The sequence below is a fragment of the Algibacter sp. genome (assembly GCF_029245835.1).
Lineage (GTDB): Bacteria > Bacteroidota > Bacteroidia > Flavobacteriales > Flavobacteriaceae > Algibacter_B.
The window spans coordinates 25,559-49,757 of record NZ_JAQWOO010000025.1 but is presented as its reverse complement, the minus strand read 5'-3'; the positions used below and the strand labels follow the sequence as shown (position 1 = coordinate 49,757).

The 24,199-nt window shown below is 32.3% G+C and carries 18 protein-coding genes and 1 pseudogene; 7 read left to right on the top strand and 12 right to left on the bottom strand.

Annotated features, from left to right (window positions below; genetic code table 11):
- Nucleotides 1-237 precede the first annotated feature (237 nt).
- A complete protein-coding gene (locus tag P8K68_RS03335) occupies nt 238-1,515 on the top strand; it encodes a replication-associated recombination protein A (protein ID WP_300248286.1) in 1,278 nt (425 codons plus the stop codon).
- A gap of 90 nt (nt 1,516-1,605) precedes the next feature.
- Here the strand turns inward: P8K68_RS03335 and P8K68_RS03330 are convergent, their stop codons facing one another.
- From P8K68_RS03330 to P8K68_RS03300, 7 genes and pseudogenes are all read right to left on the bottom strand, one after another.
- Nucleotides 1,606-2,466: a hypothetical protein gene (locus P8K68_RS03330; protein ID WP_300248210.1), complete on the bottom strand. Its 861-nt coding sequence runs from the start codon at nt 2,464-2,466 to the stop codon at nt 1,606-1,608.
- Nucleotides 2,467-2,540: 74 nt separating this feature from the next.
- Nucleotides 2,541-3,230: a YjjG family noncanonical pyrimidine nucleotidase gene (locus P8K68_RS03325; RefSeq protein WP_300248208.1), complete on the bottom strand. Its 690-nt coding sequence runs from the start codon at nt 3,228-3,230 to the stop codon at nt 2,541-2,543.
- Nucleotides 3,220-4,521, bottom strand: a complete 1,302-nt coding sequence (locus P8K68_RS03320) for a polysaccharide deacetylase family protein (RefSeq protein ID WP_300248206.1) — start codon at nt 4,519-4,521, stop codon at nt 3,220-3,222. Before P8K68_RS03320 ends, P8K68_RS03325 begins: the two co-directional genes overlap by 11 nt.
- Before the next feature lie 64 nt (nt 4,522-4,585).
- A complete protein-coding gene (radC, locus tag P8K68_RS03315; RefSeq protein WP_300248204.1) occupies nt 4,586-5,284 on the bottom strand; it encodes a DNA repair protein RadC in 699 nt (232 codons plus the stop codon).
- Between the two features lie 74 nt (nt 5,285-5,358).
- Complete coding sequence (locus P8K68_RS03310; RefSeq protein WP_300248202.1) at nt 5,359-7,107, bottom strand: ATP-binding protein; 1,749 nt, start codon at nt 7,105-7,107, stop codon at nt 5,359-5,361.
- Nucleotides 7,101-7,589 carry an FIST C-terminal domain-containing protein gene (locus P8K68_RS03305; RefSeq protein WP_300248285.1) on the bottom strand — a complete coding sequence of 163 codons (489 nt, stop codon included), beginning with the start codon at nt 7,587-7,589 and terminating at the stop codon, nt 7,101-7,103. Before P8K68_RS03305 ends, P8K68_RS03310 begins: the two co-directional genes overlap by 7 nt.
- A gap of 9 nt (nt 7,590-7,598) precedes the next feature.
- A pseudogene (locus P8K68_RS03300) lies at nt 7,599-8,072 on the bottom strand (FIST N-terminal domain-containing protein); the annotation flags it as partial.
- 396 nt (nt 8,073-8,468) lie between these two features.
- On the opposite strand from P8K68_RS03300, the gene P8K68_RS03295 reads away from it, so the two are divergent.
- The 3 genes from P8K68_RS03295 to P8K68_RS03285 all read left to right on the top strand — a co-directional run bounded on the left by P8K68_RS03295 (nt 8,469) and on the right by P8K68_RS03285 (nt 9,943).
- Nucleotides 8,469-8,720: an FMN-binding negative transcriptional regulator gene (locus tag P8K68_RS03295; protein ID WP_300248200.1), complete on the top strand. Its 252-nt coding sequence runs from the start codon at nt 8,469-8,471 to the stop codon at nt 8,718-8,720.
- The gene (locus P8K68_RS03290) at nt 8,669-8,926 is read left to right on the top strand and encodes an FMN-binding negative transcriptional regulator (RefSeq protein WP_366143726.1); all 258 of its coding nucleotides are present in this window, start codon (nt 8,669-8,671) and stop codon (nt 8,924-8,926) included. The genes P8K68_RS03295 and P8K68_RS03290 overlap by 52 nt, the downstream gene beginning before the upstream one ends.
- Before the next feature lie 129 nt (nt 8,927-9,055).
- Entirely contained in the window at nt 9,056-9,943 is an 888-nt protein-coding gene (locus P8K68_RS03285) for a dienelactone hydrolase family protein (RefSeq protein WP_300248198.1), read from the top strand.
- A gap of 177 nt (nt 9,944-10,120) precedes the next feature.
- On the opposite strand, the gene P8K68_RS03280 is transcribed toward P8K68_RS03285, so the two are convergent.
- Both P8K68_RS03280 and P8K68_RS03275 read right to left on the bottom strand, forming a co-directional pair.
- Nucleotides 10,121-11,476 (bottom strand): Mur ligase family protein, encoded by a 1,356-nt coding sequence (locus P8K68_RS03280; protein ID WP_300248196.1) that lies wholly within the window; start codon nt 11,474-11,476, stop codon nt 10,121-10,123.
- Nucleotides 11,477-11,902: 426 nt separating this feature from the next.
- Nucleotides 11,903-12,853: a tetratricopeptide repeat protein gene (locus P8K68_RS03275; protein WP_300248194.1), complete on the bottom strand. Its 951-nt coding sequence runs from the start codon at nt 12,851-12,853 to the stop codon at nt 11,903-11,905.
- Nucleotides 12,854-13,061: 208 nt separating this feature from the next.
- On the opposite strand from P8K68_RS03275, the gene P8K68_RS03270 reads away from it, so the two are divergent.
- The 3 genes from P8K68_RS03270 (at nt 13,062) to P8K68_RS03260 (ending at nt 21,191) form a co-directional block, all read left to right on the top strand.
- Nucleotides 13,062-19,184: an MG2 domain-containing protein gene (locus P8K68_RS03270; RefSeq protein ID WP_300248191.1), complete on the top strand. Its 6,123-nt coding sequence runs from the start codon at nt 13,062-13,064 to the stop codon at nt 19,182-19,184.
- Nucleotides 19,185-19,273: 89 nt separating this feature from the next.
- Nucleotides 19,274-19,765 carry a hypothetical protein gene (locus P8K68_RS03265; protein WP_300248189.1) on the top strand — a complete coding sequence of 164 codons (492 nt, stop codon included), beginning with the start codon at nt 19,274-19,276 and terminating at the stop codon, nt 19,763-19,765.
- A 1-nt stretch (nt 19,766) separates the two neighbouring features.
- Entirely contained in the window at nt 19,767-21,191 is a 1,425-nt protein-coding gene (locus P8K68_RS03260; RefSeq protein ID WP_300248188.1) for a M64 family metallopeptidase, read from the top strand.
- A gap of 1 nt (nt 21,192) precedes the next feature.
- Here P8K68_RS03260 and P8K68_RS03255 read toward each other — a convergent pair whose 3' ends face one another.
- The 3 genes from P8K68_RS03255 to P8K68_RS03245 all read right to left on the bottom strand — a co-directional run bounded on the left by P8K68_RS03255 (nt 21,193) and on the right by P8K68_RS03245 (nt 24,123).
- Nucleotides 21,193-21,714, bottom strand: a complete 522-nt coding sequence (locus P8K68_RS03255) for a DUF4136 domain-containing protein (protein WP_300248186.1) — start codon at nt 21,712-21,714, stop codon at nt 21,193-21,195.
- A gap of 214 nt (nt 21,715-21,928) precedes the next feature.
- A complete protein-coding gene (obgE, locus tag P8K68_RS03250) occupies nt 21,929-22,927 on the bottom strand; it encodes a GTPase ObgE (protein WP_300248184.1) in 999 nt (332 codons plus the stop codon).
- Nucleotides 22,928-23,013: 86 nt separating this feature from the next.
- Nucleotides 23,014-24,123, bottom strand: a complete 1,110-nt coding sequence (locus P8K68_RS03245; protein WP_300248182.1) for an adenylate kinase — start codon at nt 24,121-24,123, stop codon at nt 23,014-23,016.
- Between the last annotated feature and the right edge of the window lie 76 nt (nt 24,124-24,199).

The following is a 24,199-nucleotide window of genomic DNA, read 5'->3' as shown; positions in this document are numbered from 1 at the left end:
TTTAAAGTTAGCAAATAGTTATCCATTTTTGGGTTTTGTGCTAAATTGGCAGATATACCAGCGTGAGGGATTGAGCGGCATGTTTGAAATCCTTTTTGTTTTCTTAAAAAAACAAAAAGATTGAGTAGTAAAAGCCCGACCCCTTTTCGGGGGCACGCCCAAGTAAAAAGAATAAGATTTCCATCTTCAAGGAAAAGATAAAAGTGAAAATTTTACTTTAATTTTACATTTATGAATTTGAATGAGCCATTAGCTGAGCGATTAAGACCAAAGACGTTAAAAGACTACGTGAGCCAAGATCATTTAGTAGGTAAAGGTGGTGCATTAACCCAACATATAAAGCAGGGTTTGATACCGTCGATGATTTTTTGGGGACCACCAGGAACTGGAAAAACAACCTTAGCAAACATTATTGCCTCAGAATCTGGCAGACCGTTTTACACCTTAAGCGCTATTAATTCTGGGGTTAAAGACATTAGAGAGGTTATTGATAAAGCCAAACAAAGTGGTGGATTGTTTACTACAAAAAACCCTATTTTATTTATTGATGAGATTCATAGATTTAGTAAATCTCAGCAAGATTCTTTATTACAAGCGGTTGAAAAGGGTTGGATAACACTTATTGGAGCAACTACAGAAAACCCAAGTTTTGAGGTTATTTCGGCACTTTTATCGCGCTGCCAAGTTTATATTTTAAATGCTTTTGATAAAACCGATTTAGAGACCCTTTTAAAACGTGCTATTGAAACCGACGACCATATTTCTAAAAAGAATATTACTTTAAAAGAAACCAATGCACTTTTAAGGCTATCTGGTGGCGATGCTAGAAAACTGTTGAATATTTTTGAGCTTTTAGTGAATTCTTTTAACACCGATAGTATTGAAATTACAGATGAAATTGTTTTAGATAAAATTCAAAACAATACGGTTCGCTATGATAAAACGGGCGAACAGCATTTTGATATTATTTCAGCATTTATAAAATCCATACGTGGTAGCGACCCTAATGGTGCAGTATATTGGCTGGCTCGCATGATTGAAGGTGGCGAAGATGTGAAATTTATTGCGCGTCGTTTACTAATTTCGGCAAGTGAAGATATCGGGAATGCTAACCCTACGGCACTCGTAATTGCCAACAACGCATTTCAAGCGGTAACAACTATTGGCTTCCCAGAATCTCGCATTATTTTAAGTCAGTGCGCTACTTATTTGGCTTGCTCTCCTAAAAGCAATGCCGCTTATATGGCTATTGGTAAAGCGCAACAATTGGTTAAACAAACAGGTGATTTAAGTGTGCCGCTGGAAATAAGAAATGCCCCTACCAAACTCATGAAAGAGCTAGGTTACGGCGATAATTATAAGTACGCACATAATTACGAGAATAATTTTGCGCCACAAGAGTTTCTGCCAGACGAAATAAAAAATACGACACTTTACGAACCCGGAAACAACGCTCGCGAAAACGCACATCGCGAGTTTTTAAAACATCGTTGGAAAGATAAATACAATTATTAATTTCTTTCTTGGCGTAACCACTCCCGATAGCTATAGGGATCGGCGAGCTCAAACATGCCCTTGAATCTCTAACGCAAAATTACATTATAATTAAAACTTAATATTTAAGGTGTTTTGCTCAAGAGTATTATCAGAATAATATTCTAAAACCCAATCGTCTCCCTTTTTATAAATAATAGCGCTTGTTCCCTCTACTAAAAACACATCTTTCAAATTGGTGTTTTTTATTCTGTAAACCACTTTGGGGCTACTGTCCACCAACTGAAATCCGTTATCAATTTCTTGGGCATATAATACATTTGACACACCTTCAATTACTGTAATTTCTTTAGAAACTATCTTACTAACTGGTTGTGGTTGGGGCGCTCCAACTTTAGGAGGTTCAACAACTGCAACCTCAGTTTGCTTTTCGTTTTTTAAATTTTGTATTTCTTGCCTTAGCTGCTGAATTTCTTCAGAAACTTCAGTATTTGTCTGAGTCTGTGGCGTTGTAATAATTGAGGCTATATTTTTATTTGATGCATATTTATAATTTAGAGCTTCAATTGATTTAAAAGCATCGCGTAACGCAAGATTATATGCCGTCTTATATTCTTTTTCTCTGCTTTCACCTATTTCAGAAGTAAAAACTAATTTATCATTACAGTCTTTAAGTTCTATTTTAATTTTAGTTCTAAACATTCCTGAATCTTTAAACACATCAGAATTTAATGCTAAACATCTATTGATTTGTAAATCTTTAGGATAATCTGAACCTTCCATTACCGCTTCAAAACCGTACTTATTAAACAAAAAATTTGTTAGCGAGTTCAATTGATATTGGTCTTTCTCTTTCAAAAAATCAAACTTCTTAGGTACAATGACATACTTATAATTATTGATCTTAGCTTGTGTAAATACAGAGGTTACAATAAAACAGGTTAGTATTATTGAAAAAAAATTAGTCTTCATATTGTTAAATATATTATTCTTTTTGTAAATATTAATTTTAGTAATTAAAAAACGATACGTGTGTTTAATAAAAATTAAAGATACTTTTTTAATTGTATCAAATTATCAATTTGTTTTATATCACTATCCACCGTCATACTATTAACATCAAAAAACACCACATCCATACCCATGTTTTTTGCTCCTAAAATATCTGCTTCATAACTATCACCTATCATAACGCTTTTATTAGGTTTCGTCTTTGCAAGGTTTAAAGCATAATTAAATATTATAGGGTTTGGTTTTTTTACACCTGCATTTTCAGAATTTGTAATGGTTTTAAAATAATGATCAATTTTAGAATGACTCATCTTTTTATACTGCACTTCATCAAACCCATTGGTTATAATGTGTAAATTATAATTAATACTTAAGTAATCTAGAATTTCAAACGTGTTTTCAAATAAGTGATTAAATGTAGTTAAATGTGCCATATAATCATCTGATAACTTATGCACTAAATCAGCTTCAGCGTTAAAATTGATAGCTTTAAAAGTTTCATTTAACCTAGTAAAACGTAGCATATTCTTTTCAATTTTATCCTCTCTATATAACCTCCAATACTTTAAATTAATGGGGACATAGTGGATTAAAAATTCAGAGATATTGACATTCACTTTATGCAACTCAAAAATCTTTCTAAATGTTAATTCCGAATTTTTATCGAAATCCCAAAGCGTATGGTCTAAATCAAAAAACACATCTGTAATACCTTTAAACTTCATCTGCAGAATCTAAAATTAAGTTAAACAATTCTTTAAACCCTAACCATTTAGGAGCATCACTAAATGTATAGTTGTGAAACACAGGAACAAACTCACCATCAACTTGCTTTACTTCCTGGATTACTTCTTTTAAAATTTTCCTTTTATCGAGTAGCGATTTATACTTCAATAGTGCATGATCCATAAGGTGATATGGTATAATTTTTAAAGGTGTTTGTACTTCGTAATCTAAATCATAAAACAAAAAGGGTGTACAAGAGCCTGCCCTAAAACCTATATGGTTTGTATAACCCATAGTATAATCTTCTTGTACCTCTAAAGCTATTAAGTTTCTGTAAGTTTCTGGTAAATTTAGTTTTGAGAATGATTGTCTAGAAGCTTTTAAATTAGTGTTTAAAATATCTTCCATTCTCACTTTTTCTTTCTTTAATAATACATCATCTTCAAGTGCAAAATAAGATATTTTTAATCCTACTCTGCAATAATCAGCCACATGTTTTATGAGCGACACAAATTTCTTTTTATTTGGATTAACTCCCTTATCATAAGTAGAATAATCGCCAATTAGGAAAAAGAAAACAAATTTAAAAGGTGTGTTTTTTTGTCTATTAATTAAATATTTAAAGGTATCAAAAGGATCGTGCCTAAATCCAAGAAGCACTGTGAATCTGGAATATAAACTTCTTAATCTTAATCTTGAAGTATCTTTAATTGCCCCGCCCAATGTTCGCATAATACCCTTGAGTTTATATTGGTAAGGACTAGGAACATCTATGATGGGTTTTATTTGATATGTCCTTTTAGGGAATTTAAATTCTGGGTACTGATTTTGTAAAGCGTCTCTAAATTTATAAGCCCAAATATCTACAACGGGCTGATGTAAAAACCCTTTTTTATAAGCTAAACTTTCGGTAGCTGTAAAACGTCCATATTCATCTTTTACATGTGGTAAATACTCTTCGTATCTTGACAATAAATAAAAAGAAGCTGAAAAAATATCAAAAGGCATCGCACTCTTTTCTCCAAGGTAAAAGAAGCATTTTGTATTGCCCCAATCATGTATATTAATTTCGATATCACTTAAGCCTTGTTCAAATAAAATATCGTGACTCTTAATAAAAAACTCATTACCTAATTGCTGTTTAGTATAAGACATTTTTAAACTATCATGAGCAATAAAGGCTTCAATTTTTGTTGTAAAGCTCACTTTAACACCTAATATCCTCGTGCAAATATGTTTAAAAACATAATTTAATCTAGGTGATATTTTATGGGTATATACTAATAGCATAATTTCAGTTTGCAGTTTTCAGTGTTTGAAAAGCAGTCTTCTGTCATCGGTCTCATGTCTTTAATCACAATATAGATTCATCAGCAAAACTAAAGTATGCTTTTTCTGTGATAATAAGGTGATCTAAAACTTTTATATCTAGACTTTGTGCTGCTAATTTTAATTTTTGAGTAATTTGTTTATCAGCTTCACTAGGTTTTAAAGTCCCAGATGGATGGTTGTGTGCTAATATTAAAGCTGTGGCACCAACTTCTAAAGCATTTTTTAACACCAAGCGCACATCAACCAAAGTGCCTGTTATGCCGCCTTTGCTTAGTTGATTCTTTTGAATGACTTTGTTAGAGTTATTAACATAAATAATCCAAAACTCCTCATGCTCTAATTCGCCAATAATAGGTTGCATCAATTCAAAAACCGATGTGCTAGATGTGATTTTCTTTTTTTCTAAGGCTTCTTCTCCTCTGCGTCGTCTTCCTAATTCTAAGGCTGCAATAATACTTATGGCTTTGGCTTCACCAATTCCGTTAAACTCCATAAGTTGTTTTACGGATAGTTTCCCTAAGGCACTTAAATTATTATCAGTACTCGCTAAAATACGTTTACATAAATCTACAGCACTTTCTTGACGGTTACCAGAGCCTATCAAAATAGCAACTAATTCGGCATCACTTAATGTGGCTTTGCCTTTGTAAAGTAATTTTTCTCGAGGTTGATCGTCTTGACTCCAGTTTTTTATTGAAAATGACGATGGTTTTTCTTGCATTGGTTAAAGATAAATATAGAATGCTTTACAAACAATAAAAATATTTGTATATCTATTTATCTTTATGAAAATATCTAAATAACTTGTTCATTTAGAGCTTCGTTTGAATAAGACTTTAGTAATTTATAAAGTTTTTCAGGATTAAATGGTTTACCCATAAATCCATTCATTTTATATTGTTTAGTTTTTTCTTTAATATCGGTTTGAGCAAATGCAGTTAGGGCTATTATTGGAATATTTGATTTAGACTTATCTGATAAATTTCTAATAATACTAGCAGTTTCATAACCATCTAAAAGTGGCATCTGTAAATCCATTAAAACCAAATCAAAATCAAAATTAGAATTTTCAAAATACTTCAACACTTCTTTGCCGTTTTCTGCTACTTTATAATTTACATGCCATTTCGAAAAGAATCTTTTTAAAATGAGAATATTCATTTTATTGTCTTCTGCAACCAATACATTTAAATTTAAAGGCTCATAGTTTGGTTGCATTTTAATCATATCTGGTTCGTAAAGGTTAAGCCTATTACTTACTCTATATTTGATTTCAAAAGAAAAAGTAGCACCTTGTCCTAACTTGCTTTGAACTATTAAATCACTATTCTGTAGGTTTAATAATTTTTTACTAATAGATAATCCTAAACCAGTACCTCCATATTTTATGGAAGTCTGTGAATCCGCTTGCATAAAGCTTTCAAATATTGATTCTTGTCTACTTTTTGATATACCGATACCTGTATCAACGACCTTAAACCTTAGCCTAATTTTATTTTTATTAATACCTAAATTTTTAATACTAAGAATAACGCTTCCTTTCTCTGTAAACTTTAAAGAATTACTTAATAAGTTTTTCATTATTTGCGTAAGTTTTAATTTATCGCCAATAATATTATCAGGAAGATCATTTTCTTTTCTAACATTAAAAACTACACCTTTTTTTTCAGCCCTTAATTGAAAGTGAGATTTTATATTTTCTAAAAAATAAGGTAGACTAAAGTCTTTTTCTAATACTTTTAATTTTCCAGATTTAATTTTATCAAAGTCTAACAAATCATTAATTAAACCAAGTAAATGCTCTCCAGAATATTTTAATGCCTTAATGTTTTCTAGTTGCTCTGGCAAATAGTCTTCCATTAGTAAAATATTTGTTATTCCCGTAACGGCATTTAAAGGTGTTCTAATTTCATGAGACATAGTAGATAAAAACTCATCCTTAGACTTACTCGCTTTTTGTAATTCAACCTCTGTTTCTTTTAAGTTTGTAACGTCTATTATTGTACCAATAAATCCGGCTGGTAAATCGTTATTATCTTTAATTAGTTTTGACTTCAACTCAAACCACATTAATTTATCATTAATTTTATGCTTAAAAATAAATTCAATACGCTTCTTTTTCTTTGAGAATAATTTGTGGAATTCTTTATTTCCTTCAATATTTTTAGTAATTAAAAAATCCTTAAAATTTTTACCTATAGTTTTTTCAATAGCATATCCAGAATATTTTTCCCAGGCATTATTTAAAAACGTGAAATTCCCATCAAGATCTGTTTCAAAAATAACACCGCCTACATTATCAACAATATTTTCAAGTTTTGTTCTCGTTTTATCTCTTTCATGAATTAAATATTGATTTGCAACAAACAATTCTTTAGAGCTTTCTTCGAGTATGTGTTCAATATGATTAAAATCCTTATCAAAGCTTTTGTACGCATTATCAATCATACTTAAAAAACTGCTAAATTCAGGATTATCTGAAATATTTAAACCAGATTTTCTAAGCTGACGTTTTAATAACCTATGATATTCGTTATTTAACATTCCGAAAGTGTTGTTATTGTCATGGTTTGATTATGCAACTCACAAGGTGAAAATTCTCCAAAAGGTGCAATTTCACCATATGAATAAAACCCGGTAATACAGGGTTTATTTCCTATAACATCTCTTACCACTTCTACTTCTTCCTCTACTAATTGTTTTAAAACCAACCTTCTTCCAACGCAACTAATAAGAATTGCCAATTCAGATGTTTCTTTTAAATTTTTATTTGCAGAAATTGCAGAATCTTCAGCACCGCCAATTAATCTATCTATATTTGCTTTCATTAATCGAACATAGGAATCTTGAGGAATATTCCCAGCAAAAGTTAGGCTTTGATCTTCTTCACATATTGCTAAAATTGTTCTAACAAGCGGCGCTGTATTTTCACTGTTTCGCATACTTAAAGGAAAAAGCAATCCAGAACTAGGTAAATCCTTTGCATAATCGCCTAAGAACGACTTATAAATTTCTAAAGCAGGCATCCCATCTAGCTCATAAAGTACATTTTTATTCGATTTTGTTACTAATCTTTCAATTCCAAAACTATCCCATCCGCCTTTAGAGCTGTACCCTACTTTTAAATCCTCACCATAAAAGCCAAGTCCTATTATAGCTTTATCTACTATTTGATCACCATTAACCAAAAATGTATTATTAAAATCTGAGCCATCTGCTGCCAATCCACCTGTAATACTTACACCCGGTATTTTTGATTTTAAACCAGACACTAAATCTGCACCATTAACGTTTAAGCCATCACTTAAAACTATTACATGTTTTAAAGCTTTATCATTAAGCTTATTAGCAATCTTCGCACCCGCTTTATAACTGCAATTCATGTCCGTTATCTGCACAGACACCTTTTTTAAAGTTGTTTTTTCTAGTTGAATAGCTGTTAACGATATGGTTTTGTCTTTTACAGTGACATCTGATATCTCGCCAGCAGTAGAACATCCTATTATAGTAGATTTAGGGTATTTTTATTTAGCGAAAGTAAAAATTCATGCTTTAAGCTAAAATCTGGAGAAATAAATAGCAAGAATAAATTAGCATCAATATGTATTGATTCTATCTTCTCAAACCAATTATTTTTGGTTAACGATATTTGTTGAACTTTCATTATTAGGGCCTTTAAACCACAATATTAAACATTTTATCGTACAAATACAACATTTTATCGTGTATATTTATTTAAATGTAAGAAATAGAGTATAATGCTTATTTTCTAATGAAATACATTTATCGTAAATTTTAGAAGTCATAGAACTATTAACTAAAATCATAGCTTCCTGCATACTGGAACTAACAAAAACTATTGAGCTACCCACCAAAACACCATCAAGACAACAGACATTAATCACATGATTGAAGTGATTAAAACTTATCCATTAGCTACATTAATTTCTATTAAAGAGAATGCACCGCTTAATACACACTTGCCGATAATTTATAATGAATCTGGCAACCTAATAGGGCATATTGATATTAATAATCCACATGCTGAACTCTTAAAAAATGATACCTATATCACGATTATTTTTTTTCTAGACCGCAATGCTATATTTCACCGAGTATTTATGCCACCAAGCAGTTACCAACTTGGAATTACTTAAAAGTGCACTTAAAAGGAAAAGTGAAAGCTATTGAAAGTAAAGCCGTTTTGAAAGCATCATTAATTAAAATGACGGAGTTTTTGGAAGCTCCAGATTATAAATACATTTTAGAACCTGATAACAGAAGTATGAATAGCTACCTAGATTATATTGAAATATTTGAAATTTTCATGGATTCTTGGGAAAGAAAGTTTAAACTCTCTTAAGATAAAAAACCCAAGGATATTGAAAACGCTAGAGCGGAATTGGTTAGAGCTAATCAGGAAAATATAAAAGTGTTTTTAGACAAAGTTTTTAAAAATCCTTAACTTACATAACCAATAAAACTAAGTATTATGAAAGACTTAAAAAAAGAAGACATAAAACAAGAAGTGTTCGACCTTTATGATGATTATGCTCATAATAAACTTAACAGAAGGCAATTTGTTGAAAAACTTTCGCTTTATGCCGTTGGTGGTGTTACGGTATCATCATTATTAAGTTTTATGTCGCCAAATTATATTAATAGTTTACTGGTTAAACCTAATGATCCCAGTTTAGATTCAGATTATATAACTTACGATTCTCCAAATGGCGGAGGCACAATAAAAGGGTTACTTTCAAAACCTAAAAACAATACAACGAAACTCCCAGGTGTTGTGGTTATTCATGAAAACCGCGGGCTTAACCCGTATATTGAAGACGTAGGAAGGCGGACAGCCAAAGAGGGGTTTATCAGTTTAGCTCCAGATGCCTTATCACCTCTTGGCGGATATCCAGGAAATGACGACGATGGAAGAGCCATGCAAAAAAATCGTGATAGAGATGAAATGGTTGAAGATTTTATTGAAGCTTATAACTATCTTAAATCTCATGAAGATTGTAATGGTAAAATTGGCGTAGTAGGTTTTTGCTTTGGTGGCTGGATGGCTAATATGTTGGCTGTAAGAATCCCCGAATTAGGAGCTGCTGTACCTTACTATGGAAGACAACCTACAGACGAAGAAGCTGCTAAAATTAAAGCGCCTTTATTGCTGCAATATGGAGAATTAGACACTAGAGTTAACGCAGGCTTACCTGCTTTTGAGGCCGTTCTTAAAGCCAATAATATTGCGTATACAGCTCATATTTATCCTAACGTAAATCATGGATTTCATAATAATACGACACCTCGCTTTGATAAGGAAGCCGCTGATTTATCTTGGAGCAGAACTATTGCCTTTTTTAAGGAGAAGTTGAAATGATAATGATTTGAGGTAAATAGTTTTAAGCATGAATTTAATATAGAAAAAAGGTTTTAACTTTTGCTTTTAATCATTATCAATTTGACTTTATAAAAAATTTCACATAACTCTGTTTAAAAATAAATAAAGCTCTTTGAAACGGAACTTTATCTTTAGGTTAAACGAATACAAAAAAAATTAATTAATCAGCCCCTTAACAGCATCAAAATCCAAACCACCATAATTACCAGAACTCATTAAAAGTAAGGCTTTATTATCAAAGTTTTGCGAGAATAGAAAATCTTTGAAATCGTCTGGATTGGTATAAATTATTAAGTCATCAGACTGAAAAGCATTGGCTATTTGCTTATGCGTAACTTCTTCAAGTTTTTTAATTTCTACCGCATGAGGCGAATAAAATACGACTGCAACATCAGCAGCATCCAATGCACCTTTATACTCTTTTAAAAATTCGGCATTTAAACTGCTATACGTGTGCAGTTCCAAACAGGCAACTAAAGTTCTGTTTTCGTATTGTTCTTTAACCGCTTGAGTGGTAGCTTCTACCTTACTTGGTGAGTGCGCAAAATCTTTATAAGCTACACTATTTTTACTTTCTGCAATTTTTTCTAAACGTTTACTGGCGCCTTTGAATGTTGAGATCGCTTCGAAAAAATCATCCTCGTCAATGCCCATGTGTTGACAAATCCATTTGGCGCCTGCAAGGTTGTTTAAGTTGTGCTTTCCGAAAACTTCAATAGGTAATTCGCCTTCTGGAGTTTCAAGAAGTGTTTGTCCATTTTGAAGGGTATATTCTGGAGTTTGATATGGTATTTTTCTAATGGTATTTTCGCTAGTTTCTACAACACGTTTAACTTCTGGGTCTTCCTCGTTGTAATTAATACTTCCGCCTTTTACAATAGAATCTACGAAAATGCTAAACTGCTCAACATAATTCTCATAAGTTGGAAATACATTGATATGATCCCAAGCAATACCGCTTAGCAATGCAATATTGGGTTTGTATAAGTGAAACTTTGGACGTCTATCTATTGGTGAACTTAAATATTCATCACCTTCAAGTACTATAAAATCATTAGTTTCGGTAAGTTTTACCATCACATCAAAACCTTCTAATTGTGCACCAACCATATAATCGACTTCTCTGTCATGATAATGCATCACATGTAAAATCATCGATGTTATGGTGGTTTTTCCGTGGCTTCCACCAATTACTACGCGTGTTTTGTGCTTAGATTGCTCGTACAAAAATTCTGGGTAACTGTATATTTTTAGCCCGAGTTCTTGTGCTTTTAATAACTCTGGATTGTCTTCTTTGGCATGCATACCCAAAACGATAGCATCTAAACTAGAAGTGATTTTTTCTGGATACCAACCAAATACTTCGGGAAGTAAACCTTTTCCATCTAATCTAGATTTTGAAGGTTCGAAAATGGTATCGTCGCTTCCTGTTACTTGGTATCCTTTATTGTGTAATGCTAAGGCTAAGTTGTGCATTGCAGCTCCGCCAATAGCTATAAAATGTACGTTCATCTAACAAATATCAAACTACAAAAATCAAATTCCAAATTATTTATGGATTAGTTGTTTAGTGGCGGTTTTTTTTGTCTCGCAAAGGCGCTAAGAAGCAAAGTAAAAGATACTATAAATTGTTTCACAGAGATAAACGGAGAGATGTTATGAAAGTTTCATTTATCTATTTCAATCAAAATTCTAAACTTTAATATTTAACTAAAAACGCTCTTTGTGCCTCTGCGGTTCTCTGTGAATCTATGTGTTATAATTTATTATTCAACTGTGATTGACACTAAATAGAATAGTTAATACATGAATTGAAGTTTGAAACACGAAGACCGAAGGCGGAAGTTTTCGCGTTAGGGATTGAAAAGGAAAGCCCACAGCGAGGTACAAGCGAGGACTTGTATTGAAAAGCCCGACCCTTGTGGTAACGCCCAAATATTAAAGATTTAGAATTCTCTCCTTTTCTTCCTTAAAGGGTTTGATTTTTGGGAGTTGCGCTATGGCCAAATCGATATACTTCAAGGCCGTTGTTTTGTTGTTTTTGTGCGCGTGAATTTGTGCCAAACGGTAATGTGCCCAAGCTTTAGGAACGCCATCTTCGGGCGCATAGTTTTTGAGATAAATTTCCAGACAGTGTTCGCCTTTTTCGAGCTCGATATTATATTCTGCAGCTACCTTCCCAATTTGATAATGTAGCGCGTTACGCTGGTGTTTTTCTTGTGCTACTTCAATATTCTCAATGGCTTTTTCGGGCTTATTTTCTTTTTCGTAAAGCGTAGTAAGTTTATCAAAACAGGTTAATGAACCACCTTCTTCAATGGCCATTTTATAAAATTTTTCGGCTAATTCTGGCTCGTTATCATATTCGTTAATATAGCCTTTTGCGAGGTAACCATCGACTTTAGAAAGGTCTTCTAGTTCTTCAGCGTATTTTAGAGATTTGCTTTTACTACCTCCAACAATACCCGGGAGTTGCATGTATAATTCTACTAGTGCCCAACGCGTTTCAATATGGTTTTTATCAAGTTCGGCAGCCTTTGTAAACGCCTCTTTTATATCACCAATTAAACCAATGGCTTTCAATTTATTTTGTAAGGCTTTCATGCCTAAAACACCTCCGTATTTATAGTGATAATTGGCTATGTTTGGTTTGGCTTCTACTAATTTTTTATAGGCATTTATGGCATCGTTCCAATTTTTTTGATGCCCATAGACATCTCCTAAAAACTCTGTAGCTTTAATATGGTTTGGATGTTCTTTTAAAAAATTTATGATTTGAACTTCAGCTTTTTCAAACTGCTTTTTCTCAAAAAGGACCTCTATTTTATCAAGATTAACTTGTGAGAAACACATATATGGAAGTATTAAAAATAGTAGCGTTTTTTTCATATTATTTAAGGCTAAATTACAAAAATAAGCTTTCTATAAATAGTTTATATAGAATTAAGATATTCTTAAGAATTTATCATTTTAGTAGTATTGATGACAGATATTTTACCATTAAAATGATTAAATTCACTCAAAAAAAGCCACCATTTACTAATTTATTGTTTTTTGGAACGGCTTTTGAATATATTTTAGATATAAAATTAAACACATGAAGCGTTCACTATTTTTATTTATGATTATACTATTTTCAACTTTTTCTCAAGCACAAAATTCTAATTATCAAGAATTATGGTCTAAAGTTGAGAAATTTGAGGTTGATGGATTGCCAAAATCTGCCTTGAAAGTGGTTAAGGATATTCAAAAACAAGCGAATAAGGATGAGAACCAACCCCAACTTATAAAAACCATGATTTTTAAAAGTAAATATGCTTTGATTTTGGAAGAAGATGCACAGTTGCATATTCTTAATGATTTTAAAAATCAGATTACTACTAGTACATTTCCAACAAAAAATATTCTAGAAAACATATTAGCTAATTTATATTGGCAATATTTTAACCAAAACAGATATCAATTTTATAAACGCACCAAAACTGATAAAAAAGTTGATGCTGAAGATTTTAGAACCTGGGATTTACAAACGCTTTTTGATGAAACTCATGCACATTATAAAAAGTCTTTAGAGAATGGATTGATGCTTCAACAGGAGGCTTTAAAAAAATATAGTGCTTTATTAAATGAACAAAAAAGTTCTAAAATTTACAGACCTACTCTATTCGATTTTTTAAGCCATAATGCTTTAGAATTTTATAAAACTAAAGAAACGCAAATTACTAAACCGGCTTATAAGTTTGAGATTAATAATCCTGATTTTTTAGCTGATGCTGAAACGTTTTCAACCTTAAATATTGTATCTAAAGACACTACATCATTACAACTTAATGCTTTAAACATTTACAAAGAATTGATTCGCTTTCATTTGAAAGATGAATCACCTTACGCATTGGCAGACGTAAATATTGAGCGCTTAAAATTTGTAAATCAGCATGCTACATTTACAGATAAACAAGCTATTCTATTAAATGCTTTTACAACTGAAAGCGCCAAATTTAAGACAAATGAAATTTCAGGATTATACGATTTTGAAATCGCTTCTATTTACTATCTCCAAAGTCAATCTTACCAACCAAAGAACAACATAGAACAGCGTTGGAAAGCTAAAGAAGCTTTAGAATTGTGTAATCAAGTTATTTCAAAATTTCCAAAAAGTAAAGGCGCAGAGAATTGTGCAATTTTAAAATCTCAAATTGAGCAAGTTTCGCTACAAATTACCACCGAAGACTTTTTGCCTATTCAGCAACATGCTCGATTATTATTACGATATAAAAATCTAAATGCGTTAAAATTTAATGCTTATAAAATCTCAGAAAAGCAATATGAGAAGTTTATAAAGACATACAGAAAAGATGAACAACTAGATTTTATAAAAACTCTTGACACCTACAAAACTTGGGATAACAGCTTAAAAAATGAAAATGATTACCAAACCCATACCACTGAAATTTTAATTCCTAAACTTAATAATGGCAGATATTTAGTTGTCGCTTTTCTAGATATAGACAAAGAAACCTTTGCTTTTGCTAATATTCAAGTTACTAATTTAGCTTTAATAGAAACAGAATCGACTAACTCTAAAATATTTCAAATTATTGATAGAAATAATGGTTCGCCCATTGCTAATGCTCGTGTAGAATTATCTTATTATCTAAGAAATGACAAAAGGGCTTCAACTAAAAACTACACCACCAATAGTTTTGGCGAGATTAAAATTGAAAAAAACAAAAATTGGCATAGAAATGTTAATCTAAAAGTAAAAAGTAGTAATAACCTAGCTTATTTTGGCAACTTTTATATTAGTCAATCCTACAATCAACCAGAAGAAAAAGTTAGTTATAAATCATTTTTATTTACTGATAGAAGTATTTACAGACCAGGCCAAACGGTTTACTTTAAAGGCATTGCAATGAAAACCCAAGACGGAAAGTCTGAAGTTTTAGAAAATGAAAAAGTATATGCGATTTTATATAACGCAAATGGTGAAGAAGTTAAAGGGCTTGAATTTAAAACCAATGAATTTGGATCGATTTCAGGTGCGTTTATCTTGCCAAATAATGGATTAAACGGGCAATATTTCATTGATTTTGATGGCGATGAAAAAGATTTTTATACTGAACATTATTTCTCTGTTGAAGAATACAAACGCCCAAAGTTTGAAACAAAATTTAAACCTGTTACCGAAACCTTTAAAATTAATGATTCTGTTACCGTAAAAGGGCATGCTTTAGCTTATACTGGTAGTAATGTAACTGATGCTAAAGTGGTTTATCGCGTCCAAAGAAAGGTACAATATCCGCGTTGGTATTTTTGGTATCGCCCTTGGGTAAATAGCGCGCCTCAAGAAATCACTCATGGGGAAGCAACAACTAGTGCTAAAGGCGAATTTAACATCACGTTTAAAGCCATTCCAGATCAAAGTGTAGATAAACGTAGTTTACCTATTTTTAATTATGAAATTACCGCAGATGTTACCGATTTAAATGGTGAAACTCGAAGCGCAACAACCATCATTAATGTTGGCTATCACGCTTTAATTGCTAATATGAGTATTGATGCCATTTTAAACAAAACAAAAAAAGACCACGCTATTACTATTGACACTAAAAACTTAAATGGCGAGTTTGTTTCTGCAAAAGGGACTATTAAAATTTACAAATTACAAGCACCAAATTCCGTATTTAGACAGCGCCCTTGGGCTGCTCCAGATTATCAATATTTTTCTGAGCAAGATTTTAAGAAACTGTTTCCCCATGACCCCTATGACAATGAACAAAACCCTAATAATTGGAAAAAAGGAAAGCTTGTTTTTATATCCTCTTTCAATACCGGAATTTCAACAAAACTCAATCTTGGTAAAACCAAAAAATGGCAATCGGGTCAATATCTTATTACTTTAGAAAGTAAAGACAAATTTGGTCAATTAGTAAAAGATGAAATTAAAACGACATTATTCAGTAATGAAGATAAAACTCCTGCTGATAATCAATTGTTTACTATTTCTACTGATAAATCGTCTTATAATATTGGTGATATGGCGCATGTAACTTTTGGTTCTGCTGCAAATAATGTTTCGGTTACAGTTGTAATTGAAAAGGATAAAAAAATAATCAAAACAGAAATTGTTACGCTAAATGCAAATAAAAAAACAATATCAGTTCCTGTTTCAGAAGCTGATTTAGGCGGTTTTGTTGTGCATTATAGTTTTGCAGCTTTTAACAGCTACAAATCCGGTTCTCAAGCTATTTCTGTACCTTATCCTAAAACGAATTTAGAAATTGAAACACTTACGTTTAGAGATAAACTACAACCAGGAACTGATGAAACTTGGCAATTTAAAATTAAAGGGCCCTATGGCGAAAAAGTAAGTGCTGAATTACTAGCAAGTATGTATGATGCGTCTTTAGATCAATTTAAATCGCATACTTGGAATTTTAATCCTATTCAAAATCCTGTTTATTTTGCACAAAGTAATAAACGAGCAAACAAGAGCTTTGGAACACAAAACTTTAGAGTATATCAAGATAAATTTCGTGCTAATTATTTAAATCAAACTTATGACCAATTGAATTGGTTTGGATTTAGTTTTGGGAATAATTATAATTTAAGAATTAGAGGTGTTTCTAGTCTTTCAGAAGTACTTAGCGGAAGAGTTGCTGGTCTTCAAGCTGCACCAGAAAGTATTGAAATTGTGGAAAACGAAATGGAATTAGACGAAGTTGTAGTTGTTGGATATGGTACTCAAAAGAAAAGTTATTTAACTGGTGCAGTAACTTCAGTAATTGCTGAAAAAAACCTAGAGGAAGGTAATTTGGATGATACAGAAGGAAAACTAAATTTTGACAATATCAAAATTCGCAAAAACTTCCAAGAAACTGCATTTTTCTTTCCAAAATTAAAAACAGATGAAACGGGTAACGTGAGTTTTAGTTTTACAACCCCTGAAGCTTTAACACAATGGAAATTACAATTATTAGCGCATACAAAAACTTTAGAAAATGCTACTGAAACATTAACTACGGTTACTCAAAAAGAGCTGATGGTGATTCCAAATACGCCTCGTTTTTTACGCGAAGGTGATAACATTATAATTAGTACTAAAATTGCTAATCTTACTGATAAAACACTTTATGGGCAAGCGGTTTTAATTTTAAAAAATGCTATTTCAGGCAATGATATTACCGCAAACTTACTCAGTTCTTACCCTTCGGGGAAGCTAGATGGAAGTTCTTCTTTTAGTGTTGATGCCAAAGGCAATACGCAAGTTTCTTGGTCTTTAAGCATTCCTGACAATGTACAAGCCGTTCAATATAAAGTTATTGCAAAATCCGGCGAGTTCAGCGATGGTGAGCAAAACGCACTGCCTGTTTTAAGCAACCGTATGTTGGTTACCGAAACCTTGCCTATGTGGGTTAGAAGTAATCAAACTAAAACATTCACTTTGGATAAGTTGACAACGAATACCTCAACGACACTCAAAAATCATAAATTGACTTTAGAGATGACTTCCAATCCTGCGTGGTATGCAGTTCAGGTACTACCCTATTTAATGGAATATCCTTACGACTGTAATGAGCAGACTTTTTCAAGGTATTATGCTAATGCTTTGGCTAGCCATATTGCCAATTCAAATCCTAGAATTCAGGACGTTTTCAATCAATGGAGAAATACAGATGCCTTACTTTCTAACTTAGAGAAAAATGAAGCGCTTAAATCCATTTTAATTCAAGAAACGCCTTGGTTACGTGATGCGCAAAGCGAAACCGAACAGAAAAAACGCGTCGCATTATTATTCGATTTAAACAAGATGAATAATGAATTACAATCCGCTATCAACAAATTAAAAGCAAATCAAATGCCTTCTGGAGCATGGGCTTGGTTTAATGGGGGTTATGAAAACAGATACATCACACAACATATTATTTCTGGTTTCGGACATTTAAAACAACTTAAAGTTGATACGGATTCAAACTCTCAAATGATTCAAAACGCTATTAATTATTTGGATGATGAATTTGTAAAAGAATACAAAGACATCAGAAAGTATAATGCAAAAATTGATTTAGATAAAGATCATTTAAGCTATACGCAGTTGCATTATTTATACATACGAAGCTTTTTTACAGAGGTTAAAAAATCAAAAGAGGTTGCAACTATTAGTGAATATTATCAATCTCAAATCCGAAAATATTGGTCAAAACGCTCCCTATATTCAAAAGGATTAATGGCTTTAATTTCGCATAGAAATGATGATGCTAAGTCTGCATTTAAGATTTTAAAATCTTTAAAAGAAACGAGTATCACTTCCGAAGAATTAGGCATGTATTGGAAATCCAACACAAATTCTTGGTACTGGCATCAGGCACCAATTGAAACTCAAGCCTTGTTAATTGAAGTGTTTTCAGAAACAGGACTTGTCATTCAGAGCGAAGCGAAGAATCTTGAAACTATAGATAATCTAAAAATCTGGTTGCTTAAAAACAAGCAGACCAACCGATGGAAAACAACTAAAGCAACTACCGATGCTGTTTATGCATTACTTCTTCAAGGAAGTGATTGGTTATCTGTAACTGACATGGCTGATATGGTTATAGGCGGACAACAGATAGCGCCTTCTAAATTAGAAAATGTAAAAATTGAAGCTGGAACAGGCTATTATAAAACGGCTTGGAATACGTCTGAAATTAAACCAGAAATGGGCGAAGTAAAAATTACTAAGAAAGGAAAAGGTATTGCATGGGGAAGTTTAAACTGGCAATATTTTGAAGATTTAGATAAGATAACTTCAGCTGAAACACCTCTTAAACTTAAGAAAAAACTATTCCTTAAAACCAATACAGACACGGGTGAAGAAATATCAGAAATTAATTCTGATACAAAATTAAAAATTGGTGATTTGGTTCGCGTTAGAATTGAATTACGAAGCGACAGAAACATGGAATTTTTGCACATGAAAGATATGCGTGCTTCAGGTTTAGAACCTGTAAACGTATTGAGTCAATATAAATGGCAAGATGGTTTAGGCTATTATGAAAGTACAAAAGATGCTTCAACCAACTTCTTTTTTGATTATTTACCAAAAGGCGTTTATGTATTTGAGTACGATTTAAGAGTAAACAATGCTGGTAATATGAGCAATGGCGTTACCACCATTCAAAGTATGTATGCACCAGAATTTAGCAGTCATAGTGAGGGCTCAAGAATAACTATTGAATAATAGTTAGCATAAAAAAAGAGGTTTTTACAACCTCTTTTTTATGCGTAACTTTACAGAACTTTAAATCCCAAATTTTTTATTTCATTGTATTGAAGTGTTCAACAACATATAAAACCGTTCTACTTTTAATAGTTTGCCTTTCCTTTTTTTCTGGATGTAAAAACAGCAAATCAGTATTTGAAAATCAATCAGAAATTGTAGGCACCCCTAAAGTTCTTTTTCTAAATTATAATATTGAAAAAACTTTAAATGGGAAGAGAACTATTCAGTTTATAAATAAAAAAATAGTTGACGGTAAATTAAAACAGATAAAATTTGAGTCTATTGAAAACGGTGTAATTGGAGATTTAATTTTTACTGAATTAGATAAGAAATCTAAAATGCTAAATCAGATACTTATTAAGAATCCATTAGTTAAATCAATAGAATATGTTGATGATTCTAAAAATTTTAAAACAGAAACCATAAAAACCGACAAAACGCAGTTTTCCATAAGGTTACAGCTAAAAAGCAACACTAAATACATAACAATTAGTAACTTTGCTGAAAATGACCCCCTCATTAAAACCCAAATTAACTAGTATGAAATCTTTTTTATGCTTCTTACTTTTTACTTGTAACCTCTTATTTCTCCATGCTCAGGTTTTCGATGTGGAACCTATTAAAGTGACTGGTGATAATGATAAACGCATTAGCTTAGTCATTATGGGAGATGGTTATACTGTTAATGAATTGGATAAATTTATTACGGATGCTACTAACTTTTCAAATAGCATGTTTAGCAAGAGTCCACTAAAAGAATATGCTGACTATTTTAATGTATACGCGATAAAAGTACCATCTAATGAAAGTGGTGCAGACCACCCAGGAACAGGAAGCACCTATTTCGAAACCAATTGGCCTGTACCAACAACAAATGTAGATACTTTTTTTAATGCCACTTTTGATTCTTTCGGAAATCATTTTCTGCTTTTTTACGAAGTTGATGGTAATTATGCCAATAATACAGAGGCAAAAATTATTAACGTTTTAGCAGATAATTTCCCCACTTACGATCAAGCTCTAATTTTAGTTAATTCACCTTACTATGGTGGTAGCGGTGGCACATTCCCTATGGCTTCAACTGGTATAAGTTCTGACGAATTAGCAATACATGAATTAGGACATTCATTATTTGACTTAAAAGATGAATATTACCCAGGCGATTTATTGGCAGCCGAAGCCGTTAACATGACACATGTAAACAATATTAATAATCCTAGGTGGAATAATTGGATAGGAACAGATAATGTTGGTGTTTACCAGCACACCTGTAGTTCTGGTAATTGTTCAGACTGGTATAAACCAAATACCAGTTGTAAAATGGAAGTGTTAAACAACCCATTTTGCTCGGTTTGCAAAGAAGGAATTATTGAAAAGATACACAGTTTAGCGTCTCCAATTGATGCTTATACACCAAATAACAATACAGTTGATAATCTAACATTTCCTTTAGATTTCCAACTTAATTTGATAAAACCAGACCCAAATACTTTAGAAAGTGAATGGATACTTAATGCTGTAAGTTATGCTGATAATGTTGATGATGTATCGATTCTTGAAACCGATTTAGCTGAAAGCACCAATACATTAACAGCAGTTGTGCACGATAACTCGCCATTTCTAAGAGTAGATAATCATGACAGCTTACATGTATACACCGTAACTTGGACCATAAATTATTCTTCGCTTGGAGTAGATGATATTGAAAGTAAAATGAATAATTTCAATATTTCATTGTACCCAAATCCAACATATAGTATTTTAAATCTAAAATTTGAAAGCAGTACATCTTCTAACTTGAAAGTTGACATTATTAGTTTGGATGGTAAAAAAGTAAAATCTGCTAATCTTTCTAGTTATGAAAATACGCAAGTAGATATTGGCAATTTAAGCCAGGGTGTTTATGTTACTAACTTCTATTCTGGGAATGTATTAATTGCTAGTAAAAGATTGGTTAAGAATTAAATTACTGTTCTGGCGGAAAGCCTGATATCACCTTTTCAACAATAGCATTTAAACGCGCTTCTCTTTTTTCTGGAGTCGCTTTTGGGTTAAAACTAGATTCGCTAATGGCTTGCCAAAAGAGTTGTTTTTTGTTTTCGTCTACAAAATCGATTGTTATTTGTCGGTTTATATTGGCTTGACCTATTGGTAATCCTATTGAAATTCCTCCACCTACATTGCGCCCACTGCCGCCTACTCCAACACCTACGGCCTGTCGTTGTGCAGCTTGATATTCTTCACTTTTAATATCGATGAAAAAATCTGGATTTTCTGAAATGCCAAATCCTTTAGCTTCCATTTTAGCATCAATAGCATTTAATAAACGTTTGGTATCTAATTCGTTTAAACCCGTTTCCATATCTGCGTAATATTGATATGTTTTATAAGTTTTAAAGTTTGTGGTTTTATCATAATCATAATTTACACGAATGGGTGCACATGATATAATAAATAAGGTTAGCATGGTGGCTTTTAGAAATCGCATTGCTTTAATTTTATATAAATTTAATCAAAAATTATTCCAAGTAATATATGTTTAAGGTTAAAATACTTTGAACTTAAAGGGAGTATCCCGATATTTATCTTAATCAAAAAATAAAATATGAAATACTATGCTAGTGACGCCCTACTCTTTTTAATATTACTAAGTAATATTAAAAAGAAAACCATGAATAAAAGCCCGACCCTTGGGTAACGCCCTAATTATTGAGCATTTTCCACAACACATCCTTGAGTTCTGTGATGCCTTTTTGAGCTACAGATGAAATGAATAAGTATGGAATAGGAAGTTCGTTATCTAGCTCAGTTTTCATTTCTGCTTGAAGCTCATCATCAAGCATATCGCATTTAGAAATGGCTATGATACGTTCTTTATCTAGCATTTCTGGGTTATATCTTCGGAGTTCATCCAGCAAAATATCATATTGCTTTTTGATATCCTTAGCGTCTGCCGGAATTAAAAATAATAGAATAGAATTTCGTTCGATATGGCGTAAAAAGTAATGCCCTAGCCCTTTACCTTCGGCAGCACCTTCAATTATTCCAGGAATATCTGCCATAACAAAAGTTTGAAAATCGCGGTATTTTACAATGCCTAAATTTGGTTTAAGGGTAGTAAACTCGTAATCGGCAATTTTTGGTTTTGCTGAAGTAACAACCGATAATAGCGTTGATTTACCTGCATTAGGAAAACCTACCAAACCAACATCAGCAAGTACTTTTAACTCCATAGTTACGTACTTTTCTTCCATGGGAATCCCTGGTTGTGCGTAACGCGGCGTTTGGTTGGTTGAGCTTTTAAAATGCCAGTTTCCTAAACCGCCTTTTCCGCCTTCGGCAAGGATTTTTTCTTCGCCATCTTCGGTAATTTCAAAAAGGATTTCGTTAGTTTCGGTGTCTCTTATAACAGTTCCTAATGGTACATCAATATATACATCTTCACCATCTGCTCCAAAACTTCTTCCGCTACTTCCATGTTCTCCATGACCTGCTCTTGAATGTTTTTTAAACTTTAAATGAAGTAAGGTCCAAAGATTGGATTTTCCTCTAACAATAACATGACCACCTCGACCACCATCACCACCATCAGGACCACCTTTAGTAATATACTTTTCACGATGTAAATGCACAGAACCTTTGCCTCCGTTTCCAGAGCACACATACATTTTTACGTAGTCTACAAAATTTCCCTCAGTCATTTTTTTGTTTATTTGTTTTTTGTTGAGTTGTTTAGTTGCATTGCTTTTTAAACAACCAAACGAATAAACACATCAACTTAGAGATCTTAAAGATTATCAATCACACTACTCAAACGCACTGTTATATTTTCAATACTACCAACGCCATCCACTCCAAAATATTTATCTTGGCCTGCGTAAAAGTCTTTTAATATGGCTGTTTCGTCGTAGTATACTTTAATTCTGTTTCTAATTACAGTTTCATCAGCATCATCTTTTCTTCCGCTAGTTTTTCCTCTTTCAAGTAAGCGATTTACCAAAACTTCATCATCAACTTCCAAAGCAATCATTGCATTAATTTGAGAATCTTTACTATCCATCAATTTGTCTAAAGCGTCTGCTTGAGCATTGGTACGCGGAAAACCATCAAAAATGAATCCATTTGCGTCGGCATTCTTTTCGACTTCTGCATTAAGCATATCAATAGTGACTTGATCTGGAACCAATCCGCCTTTTTCTATGTAAGACTTTGCCAACATGCCTAAAGCTGTTTCGTTTTTCATATTGTATCTAAAAACATCGCCAGTAGAAATATGTACTAAATTATATTTCTCTTTTAAGAATTCTGCTTGCGTTCCTTTTCCTGCTCCCGGAGGGCCAAATAGCACTAAGTTTGTCATGTGTTGTGTTTCTTTTATCTGATATACTTCTGGTAAATTCCTTCCTAATCCATCATAATCTAAGCCGTAACCCACTATGAATTTATCAGGAATTTCAATACCAACATAATGTAATTTAAAGTCTTTTTTATAAGCTTCAGGTTTGTAAAAAAGTGTCGCAATTTTTAATGATTTAACCTTTTCATTTTTAAAAATCCTGTAAACTTCATGTAGTGTATTTCCTGTATCAATAATATCTTCTAAAATAATTACTGTTCTATCAGTTAAATCTTGGGTCAATCCAATTAATCTTTGAATATCTTCAGAAGACTTAACACCTTCATAAGAAGCTAATTTTATAAAAGTGACTTCACAGGTATTTGGGTACTTTTTTACAAAGTCGCTGGTTAGCATAAACGATCCATTTAGGATACCTACAAATACAGGGATTTCATCACCAACATCTTCAGCTATTTCATCAACTAAACGCTGCAGGGCTCTATCGATTTCTTTAGCAGAAATAAAGGGTTTAAAATATTTGTCGTGTAGCTTTATCACAGGTAATAAAAATTAAAAGAGCAAAGATAATCAATAGATTAAGTAATACCCATTTTTTGATTTGCGATTTAGGAAC

Bases quoted from the DNA above. Each gene is read 5' to 3' on its own strand.
- P8K68_RS03320 (WP_300248206.1), bottom strand. From the start codon at position 4,521: ATGCTATTAGTATATACCCATAAAATATCACCTAGATTAAATTATGTT.
- obgE (WP_300248184.1), bottom strand. From the start codon at position 22,927: ATGACTGAGGGAAATTTTGTAGACTACGTAAAAATGTATGTGTGCTCT.
- P8K68_RS03310 (WP_300248202.1), bottom strand. From the start codon at position 7,107: ATGTTAAATAACGAATATCATAGGTTATTAAAACGTCAGCTTAGAAAA.
- P8K68_RS03275 (WP_300248194.1), bottom strand. From the start codon at position 12,853: ATGAAAAAAACGCTACTATTTTTAATACTTCCATATATGTGTTTCTCA.
- P8K68_RS03255 (WP_300248186.1), bottom strand. From the start codon at position 21,714: ATGCGATTTCTAAAAGCCACCATGCTAACCTTATTTATTATATCATGT.
- P8K68_RS03295 (WP_300248200.1), top strand. From the start codon at position 8,469: ATGATTGAAGTGATTAAAACTTATCCATTAGCTACATTAATTTCTATT.
- P8K68_RS03285 (WP_300248198.1), top strand. From the start codon at position 9,056: ATGAAAGACTTAAAAAAAGAAGACATAAAACAAGAAGTGTTCGACCTT.
- P8K68_RS03260 (WP_300248188.1), top strand. From the start codon at position 19,767: ATGAAATCTTTTTTATGCTTCTTACTTTTTACTTGTAACCTCTTATTT.
- P8K68_RS03270 (WP_300248191.1), top strand. From the start codon at position 13,062: ATGAAGCGTTCACTATTTTTATTTATGATTATACTATTTTCAACTTTT.
- P8K68_RS03305 (WP_300248285.1), bottom strand. From the start codon at position 7,589: ATGCCTGCTTTAGAAATTTATAAGTCGTTCTTAGGCGATTATGCAAAG.
- P8K68_RS03280 (WP_300248196.1), bottom strand. From the start codon at position 11,476: ATGAACGTACATTTTATAGCTATTGGCGGAGCTGCAATGCACAACTTA.
- P8K68_RS03325 (WP_300248208.1), bottom strand. From the start codon at position 3,230: ATGAAGTTTAAAGGTATTACAGATGTGTTTTTTGATTTAGACCATACG.
- radC (WP_300248204.1), bottom strand. From the start codon at position 5,284: ATGCAAGAAAAACCATCGTCATTTTCAATAAAAAACTGGAGTCAAGAC.
- P8K68_RS03330 (WP_300248210.1), bottom strand. From the start codon at position 2,466: ATGAAGACTAATTTTTTTTCAATAATACTAACCTGTTTTATTGTAACC.